The sequence below is a fragment of the Salinicola salarius genome, from assembly GCF_002179555.1.
Taxonomy (GTDB): Bacteria; Pseudomonadota; Gammaproteobacteria; order Pseudomonadales; family Halomonadaceae; genus Salinicola; species Salinicola salarius_A.
In genome coordinates this window covers 1-15071 of sequence record NZ_NHOU01000043.1, presented here as the reverse complement: position 1 = coordinate 15071, position 15071 = coordinate 1, and the positions used below count along the sequence as shown (strand labels likewise).

Here is a 15071-nt window from a genome sequence, read left to right as displayed (position 1 = left end):
AGACGGCTGGAAGATGCGCTGCACTGGTCCCTCTGGCGTCGGTGGCATCAGCGCATCGCCCAGTACCATCACTGGGTGAGACGACAGCGAGCTGAGGGGACCGTAGTCTCCATGTCGCTTAGCGACTATCTCCAACTGTAGTAGTAGAGCTTGTCGATCGACTCGGCCTGGTGGCGGATGCAGCCGATGGCGCCGCTGACATCGCTCTGGGCGCTGTTGATCGGCTTACCCATGTCCAGCGTGTCGAGCAGGGCCAGCGTATCGCGATGGCTCTCCATCAGCGCGGCCAGGCGCAGCAGCGCATGACCAGCCCGAGCTCGAAGCAGATGTCGCGGCAGGTTTCGCCGGCCTTGAGCGACTTGTCGAAGCGCGCCCCGGTGGCCTTGTCGGCGACGATCTCGAGCGCGCCGATCAGTCCCAGGGAGCGGGCCTCGCCGATGAGCGGATGCCGTTCGAGCGCCTTCCAGCGCTTGGCCAGGTACGGCCCCGTCACCTGACGCACTTGCTCGACGACGCTTTCGCTCTTCATCAACCTGAGGTTCTCGAGCGCAACGGCAGCGCAGACGGGGTGCCCGGAGTAGGTGAAGCCGTGATGGAATTCGCCACCGTCGTCGATCAGCGTCCGGGCGACACGATCACCGACAAGCACGCCGCCGATCGGCAAGTAGCCGGACGACAAGCCCTTGGCGATCGGCATCAGGTCGGGTTCGAGATCGTAGTGGACGCTGCCGAACCATTCGCCCAGGCGGCCGAAGCCGCAGATGACCTCGTCCACGACCAGCAGGATGTCGTAGCGCGACAGCACATCCTTGATCGCCGGCCAGTAGCTCTCCGGCGGGATGATCGCGCCGCCCGCGCCCTGCACCGGCTCGGCGATGAAGGCGGCGACCTTGTCCGGCCCGAGCGCCTGGATGCGTGCTTCCAGCGCCTCGGCGCAGACCTTGCCGAACGCCTCGGGCGACATCTCGCGCCCTTCGTCGAACCAGTAAGGCTGGCGGATATGGGCGATGCCCGGCACGCAGGGCCCGCCCTGGGCCTGCATCGGCGCCATGCCGCCCAGGCTCATGCCGGCGACCGTCGAGCCGTGATAGGCGTTGTCGCGGGCGATGATCCACTGCTTTTCGGGCTGGCCCTTGAGCGCCCAGTAGCGGCGCACCATGCGCAACACCGTATCGTTGGCCTCGGAGCCGGAACCGGTGAAGAACACGCGGTTGATATGACCCGGCGCCAGGCCGCAGAGGGTGTCGGCCAGCTCGGCCGCCGGCGGGTGCGTCGTCTTGAAGAAGCTGTTGTAGTAGGGCAGCTGCTGCAGTTGCCGGGTCGCGGCGCCGACCAGCTCCTGGCGGCCGTAGCCCAGGTTGACGCACCACAGCCCCGCCATCGCATCCAGGATCTGCCGGCCTTCGTCGTCCTCGATGTAGACGCCGTGGGCGGCGGTGATGAGTCGACTGCCTTCGTCACCCAGCGCCTTGAAATCGGTGAAGGGGTGCATGTAGTGATCGCGGTCGAGCGCCTTGAGTCTTGCGGCATCTGGCGATGTCATGGCGTGCTCCTCCTGGGTGGACGTGCCGGATTTGGGGTCGGCGGCGGTGTCGTTGGCTGCGGTGTCGTCTTGGCGTCGCCGACGGTTCGCCGATGTGACGCTCCACGGGTCAGACGTGGCGCAGATACCAGTCGTACTCGAGCCGGCTGACCACCTGCATGGCGGATGCCCGCTCGGCACGGCGGTTCGCCAGGAACACTTTCAGGAAGTCCTGGCCGAGCGCCTCGTTCAACACCTCGGACCGCTCGAGTAGCTCCAGCGCCCGAGACCAGCTGTTGGTCAGTACCGGGTCGAACTGCTCGTAGGCATTGCCGGTGACGATCTCTTCGGGGGAGATCCGGTTGGCGATGCCGTGAATGACCGAGGCGAGCAGGGTGGCCAGCAGCAGGTAGGGGTTGGCATCGGCGCCGCCGACACGATGCTCGATCCGCCGCGCGGCATTGGGCCCGGAGGGAATGCGCAGGGCCACGGAACGGTTGTCGAAGCCCCAGGTCGGCGCCATGGGAACATAGAGCCCCGGCTGAAAACGGCGGAAGGAGTTGAGGTTCGGGGCCATCAGGGCGACCGATTCCGGCATCAGCCTGAGCAGGCCGCCGATGGCGTGGCGCAGCATCTCGGTGCCCAGCGGATTCTCGTCGGCGGCGGCAAAGACGTTGCGACCGTGGGCATCGAGCAGGCTCATGTGGACATGCATGCCGTTGCCGGCTTCCGCGTCGTAGGGCTTGGCCATGAACGTCGCTTCGAAGCCATGGTTGACGGCGATGCCCTTGATCAGGCGCTTGAGCAGCACCGCGCTGTCGCACGCCTTGAGCACGTCGCTGCCGTGCACCAGGTTGATCTCGAACTGCCCCGGAGCGCACTCCTTCAGCGCCGTGTCCAGCGGGAGGTTCTGGGTGGCGGCCGCGGCCTGGATGTCGCCCAGGAACCCGGCGTACTCGTCGAGCTCCGAAATCGAATACACCTGGCTCGTGGTCGCGCGTTCGCCGGTCTCGGGAGAGCGGGGCGGCTGCACCCGGCCCAGGTCGTCCCGCGTGCGATCGACGATATAGAACTCGAGCTCCAGCGCGACGACGGCCGTGTACCCCATCGCTTCGAGGCGCTGCACCTGCTGCGCGAGGACGTTGCGCGGGTCGGCGAAGAACGGGCCGTCGTGCTCGTTGCGCATGGTCATCAGCAATTGCCCCTGGCGGCCATCCCGCAGCCAGGGCGTCGGCATCAGGGTGCCGGGAATCGGGCGGCAGACCTGGTCGCAATCGCCGATGTCCAGGCCCAGGCCGGTCTCCTCGATCGTGTTGCCGGTGATATCCAGCGCGAAGACCGAGCCGGGGAGATTGATGCCGTTGACGTAGGCCTTTTCGAGATTTTCCCGGGGAATCCGCTTGCCGCGCAGCACGCCATTGAGGTCGCTCAGCAGCAGATCGATGCTATCGATAGCGGGGTGACGCGCCAGGAAGTCACGAGCCTCGTCGACGGGAAGGGAGGACATGATGTCACCTGCGATCGTTTATTATGGTCGTTGATAGTGTTTCGCCTGCCCGGTATTGTTGTCAAATTATTTACGGATTATTCGCTTCGCTTCCAAGTAAGATTCAAGCTGTTTTATAAATAAGTTTATGAATTTGAATGGATGTTAAGCGAATTTATCGTTTTCCATGACCGGTGCGTGGCAAGAAAGGCAGGCCATCACCTGTTGATAAAAACACAACGGATTCCGGTTCCGAGGAGGCATCATGCAGAAGCGTCCCCTGGTTGGTGTCATTGCCTGCCGTCGTGAGGTGGAAGGCCACCCCGCCCACATGGTCACCGACAAATATCTCAACGCGCTGCGCGAGTACGGGCTGGAGCCGGTCATCCTGCCGGTCTGGCGCGACGGTGACGCTGGCGCTGCCGGCGCGCTGCTGGATCGTCTCGACGGCCTGATGCTGACCGGCAGCTACACGAACGTGCTGCCGAGTCGATACGATGCGGCGCGGGCGCCGGAAAACACGCGGGACGATCTGGATCGCGATCACGCCGCCATGCTTTGGGTGCCGCTGGCGCTGGAGCGGCGCCTGCCGCTGCTGGGGATCTGCCGCGGCTTCCAGGAGTTCAACGTGGCCCTTGGCGGCACGCTGCATCAGGCCGTCCAGCGTGTGCCCGGGCTGATGGATCACCGCGAGCCGGAAGGGTCGAAGGCACAGCAATATGCGCCGAGCCACGAGATCGACATCCGGCCCGGCGGCCGCCTGGCCAGCCTTTACGGCGAGCGCGAGGAAGGGCTGAAGGCGCGGGTCAACTCGCTGCATCAGCAGGGCATAGACCGGCTGGCGGAGGGCCTGTTCGTGGAGGCGGTGGCCCCGGACGGTCTGGTCGAGGCGGTTTCGCTGCCGGATGCCCCCGGCTTTACCCTGGCGGTACAGTGGCACCCGGAATGGGAGCCCCGGCAGCATGCGCTCTACGATGCAATCTTCCAGGGGTTCGCCCGCGCCTGCCAGCCGCAGTGACGGGCGCTGCCGGCGCTCACCTGCATCTGGGTTTTGACCTCCCCATGCGCCCTGTCGGCGTCTGATGCCAAGGAACTTAGATGTCGAGGAACTTAAATGACGAGAAACCTAGATGCCGAGCCGGTCGCGTGTCTCGTAGTACCAGGCGCCCAGCGCCGATAGCGGCACGCGCAGCATGCGGCCGCCGGGGAACGGCTGGTGCGGCAGGCCGGCGAAGGCGTCGAATCGCTCGTCACGTCCGGTCATCACCTCGCTGATCAGGCGGCCGGCGAGGTGCGTGCAGGTCACGCCGTGGCCGGAGTAGCCTTGGGCGTAATAGACGTTGTCGTTGATGACGCCGAACTGCGGTAGCCGATTCAGCGTCATCAGGAAGTTGCCGCTCCAGGCGTAGTCCACCTTGATATCCTTGAGCTGCGGAAACGTCTTGAGCATCTTGGGGCGGATGACGCCTTCGATATCGGCCGATCCTTCGCTGCCGTAGTTCACGCCGCCGCCGTACAGCAGCCGGTTGTCGCGCGTCAGGCGATAGTAGTCGAGCAGGTAGTTGCAGTCCTCCACTGCCATGTCGTTGGGCAGCAGGCTCCGTGCGAGATCTTCGCCGAGAGGCTCGGTGGTGATGATCTGCGTCCCGCAGGGCATGGATTTTCGCTCGAGCTCCGGCATCACGCCGCTCATGTAGGCGTTGCCGGCCATGACGACGCGGTCGGCCCTGAGGGTGCCGCCGGCGGTCTTCAGCGTGACCGGGGCGCCATGCTCGAGGGACAGGACCGGGCTCTGCTCGTAAATCACGCCGCCCAGCGATTCCAGGGCGGCTGCCTGGCCCAGCGCCAGGTTCAGCGGATGAAGGTGGCCGCCGGAGTGATCGATCAGCACGCCGGTATAGCGGTCGCTGCCGACCTCACGTTGGTAGGCGTCGCCTTCCAGCAGTTCGAGCTGATCGTTGCCGTAACGCTGCCACAGCGCCTGATGATGCCTCAGGGCTTCGAGCTGCTTGGCGTTGCAGGCGGCGAACAGGTTGCCGTTGCGCAGGTCGCACTGGATGCCGTAGGTCGCGATGCGCTCGCGGATCACCCGGTTGCCCTCGAACGCCATGTCGCCCAAAGCACGAGCCGTCTCGACGCCGTACTTGTCTTCGATCACGTCCATGTCGCGGCTGTAGCTGTTGACGATCTGGCCGCCATTGCGCCCCGAGGCGCCATAGCCGACGCGCGCGGCTTCCAGCACGATCACCTTCAGGCCTTTCTCGGCCAGATGCAGCGCCGACGACAGGCCGGTGAATCCGGCGCCCACCACGCACACGTCGCAGCTGACATCGGTCGACAGCGCCGGGCGCGCCGGCGCGGCATTGGCCGAGGCCGCATACCAGGAAGCGGGATATTCGAGGGCTGACGGCGGGTGTTTCATGTCGGAAGGCGCGGCCATCCTGGTCTCCATGAATGAAAGGACGAAAGGGAGGAACGAAGGCCGATCAGCGAGACCGGGCTTCCGACCACAACTGCTGCAGCAGCTGCAACTGCTCGCCGTCGACGGAGGGCGTCAGCGACAGCCGGGAGCGGGTGTCGGCATCGGGCATCACCGGCGGCTCGCGCAGTGCGGCGGTCAGCATCGGCTGTGCCGCGGCGTTGGGCGAGGTGTACAGGTTGTAGTTGGAGAGCTGGGCCGCGACGTCGGGGCGCAGCAGGTACTCGATGAATCGGCGCGCGTTTTCCGGATGCGGCGCCCGGGCCGGGATGGCCATCACGTCCACCCAGCGCTGCGAGCCTTCCCTGGGCACGAAGAAGCCGATATTGCCGTAGAGTTCCGGGTCTTCGTTTTTCTTGCTGGCCAGGTCGCCGTTGTAGGCGACGCCGGCGTGGATGACGCCGCTGGCGATCTGCTCGATGGCGGCGGTGGCGTCGACGAAACCGACGAAGTTGTCCCGGGCGCGGGTGGCGATGACCAGCTTCGCCGCCTCGACCCATGGCGCTTGCCCGACGCAGTCGAACCCTTCGCCCTGATAGGCGCAGATAGTGGAGAAGGTGAACTGGGCATCACCCTTGAGCAGGGCAAAGGGATAATCGGTATTGACGTCGGGATCGTACAGCAGCCCCCAGCTGGGGTCCGGGTCGGGGAAGGTGTCGGTGTTGTAGACGATGCCGGTCACGCCCCACTGATACGGCACGGTGTAGGCGTCTTCCGGATCGTAGGCCGGGTGGCGGAAATCCGCCATGATATTGTCGATGCCTTCCAGTGCCTGGTCGTCCGGTGCGAGGGGCTGGATCAGACCCGCCCCGATGAGGCGCGGCACGAAGTAATCCGACGGGATGACGATGTCGTACTGGGCGTCGCCGCCGGCGTTCAGCTTGGCCAGCATCTCGGCGTTGGAGTTGTAGTAGTTCTCCACCACGTCGATGCCGGTTTCGGCCTCGAAATTCGCGATGATCTCCGGATCCATGTACTCGGTCCAGTTGAACAGGTTCAGCTGTGGCCGAGCGTCCGCCAGGGCGCCGCCGCTCATCACTCCCGCTGCCATCAAGACCGCCCAGCGCTTCGTTTTCATGGTGCCTCCTGGTTGCCTGTCCGTCGTCTTGCGAATCGTCGTCTTGCGAATCGTCGTCTCTAGAATCATCGTCTCAAGGACCGTCTCGTGAACCGCCGTCTCACGAATCGTCGTCACGGCCCGGGATCAGACCCGCAGCAGCAGATGCTCGCGTTCCCATGAGCTGATGACGCGGAAGTACGCGCGGTGTTCCGTGTGCTTGACGGCGAGATAGCTGTTGGTGAAGCGTTCACCGAGGATCTCCGCCAGGGCGGTACACTCCCGCATGCGATCCAGGGCCGGGCCGATGTCGTCCGGCAGCTTGTTGCCGCTGGCCCAGGCCGAACCGACCATCGGCGGGCGCGGTTCTATCTGGCCGAGCATGCCGAGATAGCCGCAGGCCAGCGAGGCGGCCAGCACCAGATAGGGGTTGGCGTCGGCCCCGGGCAGCCGGTTCTCGACCCGGGTCGCCGCCGGGGTGGAAACGGGCACCCGCAGGCCGACGGTGCGGTTGTCCGTGCCCCAATCGACGTTGATCGGCGCCGAGCCGCTGGCCTCGTGGCGAAGCAGGCGACGATAGGAGTTCACGTTGGGCGCCAGCAGCGGCATGGCGGCCGGCAGATAGCGTTGCAGGCCGCCGATGAAATGGTGGAACAGGGTGCTGGTCTGGCCCTCTTCACCGGCAAACAGGTTGTTGCCCTGGGCGTCGACCAGGCTCTGGTGAATGTGCATCGAGCTGCCCGGCTCGTTGGCCATCGGCTTGGCCATGAAGGTCGCGTACATGCCGTGGCGCAGCGCCGTCTCCCGGAGGACGCGCTTGAACATGACCACCTGGTCCGCCAGCGCCAGCGGGTTGCCGTGCTGGAAGTTGACTTCCATCTGGCCGGCGCCTTCTTCGTGGATCAGCGTGTCCAGGTCGAGATGCATTGCCTCGCAGTAGTCGTACATCTCCTCGAACAGCGGATCGAACTCGTTGACCGCGTCGATGGAGAACGACTGACGGCTGCTCTCCTGGCGCCCGGTGCGACCGATCGGCGGCTCGAGAGGGTAGTCGGAGTCGATGTTGGTCTTGACCAGATAGAACTCGACCTCGGGGGCGACCACCGGGCGCCAGCCTCGCTGTTCGTAGAGTTCCAGAACGCGCTTCAGCACGTGGCGGGGCGACAGGTCGACCGGCTCGCCCGTCAGGTAGTAGCAGTCGTGGATGATCTGGGCGGTGGGGTCTTCCGCCCAGGGCACCAGAAAGGCGGCATTGGGGTCGGGCACCAGCTCCATGTCCCGTTCGGCGGGATTCCAGAAGCGGATGTCTTCGTCGTCCGGGTAACCGCCGGTGACGGTCTGGATGAAGATGGAGTCCGGCAGTCTCGGCCGCCCTCCGTTGAGATACTTGCTGGCCGGCATGATCTTGCCCTTGAGAATGCCGGTGAGATCGGTCACCAAGCTCTCGACTTCGGTGATGCCGTGCTGCTGAAACCAGTCCTTGAGCGGTGACGATTCCTGGTGGTGACTCATGAGCGTGTCCCGTGTGGTGTTTCTTGGCTGCCGGGCGCAAAACCGCCGCGCCCGGCCGCTGCCGTTATCGGGCCTGGACTTCGGACCAGAGCTGCTGGAACGTCTGTAGCTGCTCGCCCTCGAGGCTGGGCGTGAAACGCAGGCGCTTCATCTCCTCCTCGGTGGGCTGGGCGGGGGGCTGCTTCAGCGCCTCGTCGAGATAAGGCTCGGCCGCCGCATTGGGGCTGGCGTAGTAGTTGTAGTTGGACAGCTGGGCGCCGATCTTCGCGTCCAGGATGAAGTCGATGAACTTGTGGGCCAGGTCCGGGTGCGGGGCGCCGGAGGGGATCATCATGGAGTCCACCCACATTTCGGCGCCCTCGTCGGGAATCGCGAATGCCAAGTGCTCGAAGGCTTCCGGATCCTCTCCCTTGAAGTAGAGATAGTCGCCGTTGTAGGACATGCCCACGTGGGTCACGCCCCGGGCCAGCTGCTGTAGCGCCGGGGTGCCGTCGGTGAAGCCGGAGAAGTTGTCGCGGCTCTTGGTCTCGATCATCAGCTTGGCGGCTTCGCGCCAGCTGTCCAGCGTGTCGCAGTCATAGGGCTTGCCCAGCGCACCGCAGGCGGCGCCGATGGCCACCTGGCCGTCGCCCATGATGGCGAACGGATAGTCGGGATTGACCTCCGGGTCGAACATCAGCGACCAGCTGTTGGGAGCGTCCGGGAAGGTGTCGGTGTTGTAGATCATGCCTGTCGTGCCCCACTGGTAGGGCGCGGAGTATGCGGAACCCGGGTCGAAGCTCGGATCCTGGAACTGCTCCTTGACGTTGGCAAGGTTGGGAATCTTCGCGTGGTCGAGCTTCTGGACCAGGCCCGTCTCGATCAAGCGCGGCACGTAGTAGTTGGAGGGGACGATGATGTCGTACTGGGACGCGCCGCCCGCGTTCAGCTTGGCGAACATCTCCGGCAGCGAGTTGTAATAGTTCTGCACCACCTCGACGTCGTACTTCTGCTCGAACGCCGTGATGATCTCGGGGTCCATGTACTCGGTCCAGTTGAACAGATAGAGCTTCTCTTCCGCGGCCTGTGCGCCGGTTCCCAATAGCAGGCTGCAGAAGGCAACGGCGGCGGCAGTCTTGGTGTGCTTCGACATGGGCTTTTTTCCGGTTCATCGCACTTTGCCGGGAAAGGCGGCACGGATCTTCAGGAAGAAGTACGCCGTGTCGCGGTACCCGTAGGCCATCCGTTTGATGACCTTGATCCGGTTGTTCATGCCCTCCAGCACACTGGTGTTCAGCCGATGGCGGGCACTGGAGACGATCCCCTCCAGATAGGGCTCCAGCTTCCTGGCGAAGTGCACCAGGGCGTCAATGCCACTGCCGAGGGCCATGTCAGCCCACTCCTGCCAGGCGCTTCGGGCGGTGGTCTCGTCGTCGGCAAACCACAGCGTCTTGAGCTGGTCCTTGAGCACATAGACAGTGGTCAGTGACGCATTGGCAGCCAGCAGCTCCTCGAGTTTCACCGCCTGCTCGGGTTTGAGATTGTCGGCGTTGCGCAGCAGCAACCAGCGGCTACCTTTGACCACCTTGCGTGCCACCTTGTCGTCCCGCAGCTGGTTGGCCTGATCGACACGCACCCGGTCCATCACCTCACGTCCGTATTTGGCCACCACATGGAAGCGGTCATAGACCACGACGGCGTTGGGACACTGATCCTTCACCTCCAGGTCGAACGCCGAATTCATGTCCATGGCGACGGCTTCGATCTGTTTTCGGGCATCGCCCAACCATTCGAAGAAGGGACGGATCGCCTCGCGGGAGCGGCCTTCACCGACCCACACCACCTGTTGGGTATCGGCACAGGCGACCACGGTGGCATAGCGATGGCCCTTGTGCAGCGCGAACTCATCCATCATCAGCCGGCGTAGGCGTGTCCTGTCCGGTTCTGGCAGGTCGCGTTGCAGACGCCGCTTGTCGATCGCCTTGACGGTATGCCAGTGCAGGCCGACCAGATCGGCGACATGACGGATAGGCAGCAAGTTCACCAAGCGCTCTACCCACTGGCGTAGTGTCTCGGTGACGCCAGATCGGCCCGGCAGCCAGTCGATCCGCTCACGTGTCGGGCCGCAGGTAGGGCAACGTAGTCGTCTGACCGGGATATCGAGCTCGACCCGGTAGGTCAGCAATGGTGCCTCGCGGACACGCCGGTGATGCACATCATGCACGAGGAAGCAGGCATGACCACAGCCGCTGCAGACCGGGATCTGATGGGGGTCGGGTTCCAGGCGTATCCGCAGCGACAAGTCATCGAGGCATTCGTGAGACGTGGGGAGGAAGCCTTTCCAGAACAGGTTCCAGACGCTAGCATTCATGGTGACGGCGGTATCCCCGGTGAGTGGCTGAGGTTTGTGGTGAACATCAGCTTATCTGGATTTACCGCCGTTTCTCTATCCTGTCTGATTCACGCTAATCTGCGAAGAACCTTAAAAATGGGGGGTTACCGGTCGACTTTTCAGTTTGATTTCAGTTGCACCGGGTAGCATCAATAATCGAGTCACGAACGCAAGAAGCTGTATATACATGGTTTTAGGAGCAACCTATGAGCGATAGACATTTCTATGCAGGTATGTCCAGGCGGCGCCTGATCCAGGGGGCTGCCGCAATGGGCCTTCTCGCCGGTTTTGACAGCCTGATGCCGGCGTTTGCCAGGGGCAATCTGGACAACTCGAATGTTTATCATACCGTGCGTGACGGCGCCGATGTCTATGATCTGACGATCGCACGAACGCCTCTCACGATCGGGTCCAGACTCTCGAAACAGCCTATTACCATCAATGGCACGCTGCCTGCGCCCCTGATTCGGCTCAAGCAGGGCCGCGAAGCGATCATGCGTGTGACCAACACCCTGGCCGAGGCAACGTCCATTCACTGGCACGGCCTGATGCTGCCATATCAGATGGACGGTGTTCCAGGCGTCAGTTTTCCGGGCATCATGCCGGGCGAAACCTTCGAGTACCGTTTTCCGGTCGAGCAGCATGGCACCTACTGGTATCACAGCCACTCCGGGCTTCAGGAGCAACTTGGCCACTATGGCCCCATGATCATAGACCCGGCTGAACCCGAGCCAGTCAGCTATGACCGCGAATATGTGGTGGTTCTCTCCGACTGGACCTTCGATTCTCCCGCCGATGTCTTCCGCAACCTCAAAGTGTTTGACGGCTATTACAACTACAACCAGCGCACCGTTGGCGACTTCTTCAAGGATGTCGAAACCATGGGTTGGGATGCCGCGTGGAGCAAAGCCGGCATGTGGGGCAGAATGCGAATGAGCCCCCGGGATATTCTGGATGTAACCGGTTCTGAATATACCTACCTGATGAATGGATCGCCTTCCGCCAGCAACTGGACCGGGCTGTTCCGTCCCGGCGAGAAAATTCGGTTGAGATTCATCAACGCCTCGGCGATGACCTACTTTGATGTCCGCATCCCGGGACTTCCGATGACGGTTATTTCCGCCGACGGTCAGCCGGTGCAGCCGGTCGAGACCGATGAATTCCGCATTGGCGTGGCCGAAACCTACGACATTATCGTGGAGCCAACGGACATGGCCCATACCGTGTTTGCTCAGTCCCAGGACCGGTCCGGGTTCGTGCGCGGCACACTGGCCACCCGAAAGGGGCTGGAAGCGCCAGTGCCTCCCATGTACCCGCGCACTGAACGGGGCATGGCAGCCATGGGAATGGGCGCGATGAGCAAGAGTGGCGGCAAGGCAGGGCACGGCGGCATGGAAATGCACGGCGGCATGGGAATGGCCCACGGCGACATGGCGGGAGGTTCAGGCGGCATGACCATGGATCATGCCAGCATGAGCATGGACGCCTCGCCTGACAAACCGGACCTGGGCCCGGTTCCAACTGCGGGGCGCCCGGTATCCCATGGCCCGGACAATCACGGCCCCGGGGCGGCAATGGTGGCGTCCAGCCCCCAGTCACGGCTGGATGAGCCCGGCGTTGGCTTTGAAACCGCAGACCACAGGGTGCTGACCTACTCCCAGTTACGGAGTATTGACGGCTGGCCCGACAAGCGCCCCGCGGAACGGGAAGTGGAGCTCCACCTTACCGGCAATATGGAGCGTTACATGTGGTCGTTTGATGGCAGGAAATTTTCCGAGGTGGATGGCCCGATCAAATTCTACCATGGTGAACGCCTTCGCCTGATCCTGGTCAACGATTCAATGATGGACCACCCCATTCATTTGCACGGCATGTGGATGGAGCTGGAAACCGGGGCGGGTGAGTATCGCCCACGCAAGCACACGATCTCCGTCAAACCCGGTGAGCGGGTCTCCGCACTGATAACGGCGGACGCACCTGGTGACTGGGCGTTCCACTGCCACCTTCTGTACCACATGGACGCAGGCATGTTTCGTGTCGTGTCGGTCGTTTAACGGGATAGGGGATGAACATTATGATGAATCGCATCAAGTGGGTTGTGGGTGCCTCAGCCTTCACGATTGCCTCGGGAGCCGGCGCCGCCGGTACTGGCGTTCAGGCCGATCCGGACTGGGCATTGCCTATTCCCGACAATGAGATATTTGGCCAGATACTGGGTGACCGGCTGGAATATCAGCGCGATGGCAGCGACGAGATCGCGCTCTGGGATGTCCAGGCCTGGGTCGGCACGGACCAAAAGCGGCTCTGGATTGAAACAGAGGGTGAGACGAATCTGGCCACCGAGGCTGGCGACATCGAAAATTTTGATGTGCAGTACAGCTATCGCTTCGATCGCTTCTGGGACATACAGACAGGATTGGGTGCCCAGACAACGTTTGGCCCCAGCCCTAATAAGGAGCGCTATTCGGCCATTGTTGGATTGCAGGGACTTGCCCCCTACTGGTTTGAGGTGGATACCAACCTCAGGGTTACTGAAGACGGCGACCTGTCGTATGATTTCGAGGCCGAATACGACTGGTTACTGACCCAAAGGCTCATTCTGCAAGGCCGGGGGGAAACCCTGGTGGCCTTCAGTGATGTCGAGGAATGGGGCGTCGGCAGCGGGATCAACAATATTGGTCTGGGACTCCGGTTGAGATACCAGTTTTCCCGGGAGTTCGCTCCTTACGTTGGTGTTTCCTATACACGCTACCTGGGCAACACAAAGGATCTCCGTGAGCGCGAGGGGGAAGACGTCGAGTCCTCCAGCTTCGTGGCGGGCGTCCGGTGGTGGTTTTAGTACGATAATGCCCAGTAGAAAAGGCTGGCCCCTTTGCGTGGGTCAGCTAGTGTCCTCATTTGGAGGATTTCGTCAAAATCATTGCCGACCTTCCGCATGTTCGGCTCAATGACAAACGGCCGGACTAAGGCCCGGCCGTTGTATCAGATCATGAAATTACACGTTGATCAGTAACTGATATTGACCATAGCTACGACCTTATAGGTATCCTCCGGGTCATCTCCGTAGAAGTCTCCCATGAAACCGTAAGAACCGCGGAGGCTGATGTCATACACGCCGGCAAACTTTTTACCAAGCTGAGCAGCGACTTCAGTACCAAGGGTTGAGCCGTTGGCCTGAGCAGCGCTGTCGGGCGCGTCGTCGGCAGCGCGGAAGTATCCTGTGCCGTACTTCAGGTAGTAGTCGTTGGAAAGCTCCTGATCACCCGAGACCATCAGCCCCATCAGACCGTATCCCTTGTAAGCTGCGTCATAAACTGACTTGGCCCCCTGGGAACCATTGTTGTAGTAGTAGTCTGTTCCGAAGATTTGCAGATTGCTGCTATTCAGCTCCCAGCCTGACTGGTTTGCCGCGAAGCGATCTGCACCATTGCTGCTGTCATCAGCCGGAATGTAGATGCCGTGAATCTTGAGGCTTGCATTGTCCCAATGCCTCTGGGCATACAGATTCAACATGTACGTGTCGCCATCTGTTGCGTCAGAGTCACGCCCGGACGACTTTTTGTAAAGTACCGAGCCGCTATAGGCCATTTTGTTAAAGGTAAAATCGGCGTAGGCACCGAAATAGTTGTCATCCGTTCGAGCCGCCGTACCATTCAGAGCAGCCTGACTGCTGTTGCTGATCTGAGCTCCGGTAAGGCCGTAGTGGAAAACCTCGCTGGGATGAAGTTCGGCATTCAACATGTAGAAGTCCACGTCGTCCGCAGAATCTCTATCGTTTTCTTCCCACTTGAACCAGCCACCTGTCAGCGTGGCCATACCAACATTGCCCGCAAAGGAGACGCCATTCATGTCGTCGTTGGTAACAAGGCCCTCGTACTTGGCGAAGCCATACCCCTGGACGCCCGCTCGCACCTTCCAGTCGCTGTTCGGCACCTTCAGTTCAGCGTAGGCATTTTTGGTCTCAACGCCAACGCCGTCGGCGCTGAGTTTGCCGCAATCGTCACCCTGGCAGCTTCCCGTCTCACCCCAGGGAGAATCGAACTCACCGTACCAAACCAGGCTCACGTTATCGTTGAGGTCGCCGGTGATCTTTGCACGCAGGCGCTGGTCAACAAAAGCAGTACTGTTATCGTCGGTCGTATCTAGGCTTTCTGAGGTCGCCTGCAGGCGGTAATAACCGTTCACCGTGAAGGGGGAATCGCCTTTCTTGAGCTCTTCCACTTCAGCCGTCAGTTGATTTATTTCAACCTTCAGGTCTTCTACGGTTGGTGACGCACGCCCGACCGGCTCCGCGGCCAACGCCGGTGTTGCTACTAAAGCTATCGCCAGCGGAGCGCTTATTGATTTGAAGATTTTGCTCACCTGAAACTCCTTATTTTAATTTTCATATCGACAACGATTTATTGCCTCAATATGGATGTGCCAGTTAAACGGCACTTAATCTTGACGCACAAAGCTTGTAGTGGTCAACTGAAACGAACCTGAATTTTCAGCTAAATTTCATTTTCCCGATTTTCGTACTGACATCCCCACCCGTCAGACTGTCAGACCTGACGACGCATCAAAGAGGCTATTTCGCCCCCAGCGCCCATCTTGGAGAGGTGCTATGATTGTGAAGTGACCCCCTCCAGAACTGCACAGGGT

Annotated in this window: 12 protein-coding genes; 3 read left to right on the top strand and 9 right to left on the bottom strand. The window is 61.8% G+C overall.

The genetic code is table 11. The features are described 5' to 3' along the window. Nucleotides 1-125: 125 nt before the first annotated feature. The 3 genes from CCD76_RS19860 to CCD76_RS17660 form a co-directional block, all read right to left on the bottom strand. Nucleotides 126-278 carry an aldehyde dehydrogenase family protein gene (locus CCD76_RS19860; RefSeq protein WP_143543318.1) on the bottom strand — a complete coding sequence of 51 codons (153 nt, stop codon included), beginning with the start codon at nt 276-278 and terminating at the stop codon, nt 126-128. After that, a complete protein-coding gene (locus CCD76_RS17665; protein ID WP_087720790.1) occupies nt 278-1543 on the bottom strand; it encodes an aspartate aminotransferase family protein in 1266 nt (421 codons plus the stop codon). Before CCD76_RS17665 ends, CCD76_RS19860 begins: the two co-directional genes overlap by 1 nt. Before the next feature lie 109 nt (nt 1544-1652). Beyond that, nucleotides 1653-3029 carry a glutamine synthetase family protein gene (locus CCD76_RS17660; protein ID WP_087720788.1) on the bottom strand — a complete coding sequence of 459 codons (1377 nt, stop codon included), beginning with the start codon at nt 3027-3029 and terminating at the stop codon, nt 1653-1655. 244 nt (nt 3030-3273) lie between these two features. On the opposite strand from CCD76_RS17660, the gene CCD76_RS17655 reads away from it, so the two are divergent. Then, nucleotides 3274-4026: a gamma-glutamyl-gamma-aminobutyrate hydrolase family protein gene (locus tag CCD76_RS17655; RefSeq protein WP_087720786.1), complete on the top strand. Its 753-nt coding sequence runs from the start codon at nt 3274-3276 to the stop codon at nt 4024-4026. A 108-nt stretch (nt 4027-4134) separates the two neighbouring features. On the opposite strand, the gene CCD76_RS17650 is transcribed toward CCD76_RS17655, so the two are convergent. The 5 genes from CCD76_RS17650 to CCD76_RS17630 form a co-directional block, all read right to left on the bottom strand. Then, nucleotides 4135-5448: an NAD(P)/FAD-dependent oxidoreductase gene (locus CCD76_RS17650; RefSeq protein ID WP_306298815.1), complete on the bottom strand. Its 1314-nt coding sequence runs from the start codon at nt 5446-5448 to the stop codon at nt 4135-4137. A 46-nt stretch (nt 5449-5494) separates the two neighbouring features. Beyond that, a complete protein-coding gene (locus CCD76_RS17645) occupies nt 5495-6565 on the bottom strand; it encodes a polyamine ABC transporter substrate-binding protein (protein ID WP_087720784.1) in 1071 nt (356 codons plus the stop codon). Between the two features lie 126 nt (nt 6566-6691). After that, nucleotides 6692-8056 carry a glutamine synthetase family protein gene (locus tag CCD76_RS17640; protein ID WP_087720782.1) on the bottom strand — a complete coding sequence of 455 codons (1365 nt, stop codon included), beginning with the start codon at nt 8054-8056 and terminating at the stop codon, nt 6692-6694. Between the two features lie 64 nt (nt 8057-8120). Beyond that, complete coding sequence (locus CCD76_RS17635; RefSeq protein WP_087720780.1) at nt 8121-9188, bottom strand: ABC transporter substrate-binding protein; 1068 nt, start codon at nt 9186-9188, stop codon at nt 8121-8123. A gap of 15 nt (nt 9189-9203) precedes the next feature. Continuing rightward, on the bottom strand, nt 9204-10406 hold the full coding sequence (locus CCD76_RS17630; protein WP_087720778.1) for an ISL3 family transposase: 1203 nt from the start codon (nt 10404-10406) through the stop codon (nt 9204-9206). Nucleotides 10407-10633: 227 nt separating this feature from the next. On the opposite strand from CCD76_RS17630, the gene CCD76_RS17625 reads away from it, so the two are divergent. Beyond that, nucleotides 10634-12481, top strand: a complete 1848-nt coding sequence (locus tag CCD76_RS17625; protein ID WP_143543317.1) for a copper resistance system multicopper oxidase — start codon at nt 10634-10636, stop codon at nt 12479-12481. An 11-nt stretch (nt 12482-12492) separates the two neighbouring features. Then, complete coding sequence (locus CCD76_RS17620) at nt 12493-13266, top strand: copper resistance protein B (protein WP_087720777.1); 774 nt, start codon at nt 12493-12495, stop codon at nt 13264-13266. Nucleotides 13267-13433: 167 nt separating this feature from the next. Here the strand turns inward: CCD76_RS17620 and CCD76_RS17615 are convergent, their stop codons facing one another. After that, on the bottom strand, nt 13434-14789 hold the full coding sequence (locus tag CCD76_RS17615) for a hypothetical protein (RefSeq protein WP_087720775.1): 1356 nt from the start codon (nt 14787-14789) through the stop codon (nt 13434-13436). Between the last annotated feature and the right edge of the window lie 282 nt (nt 14790-15071).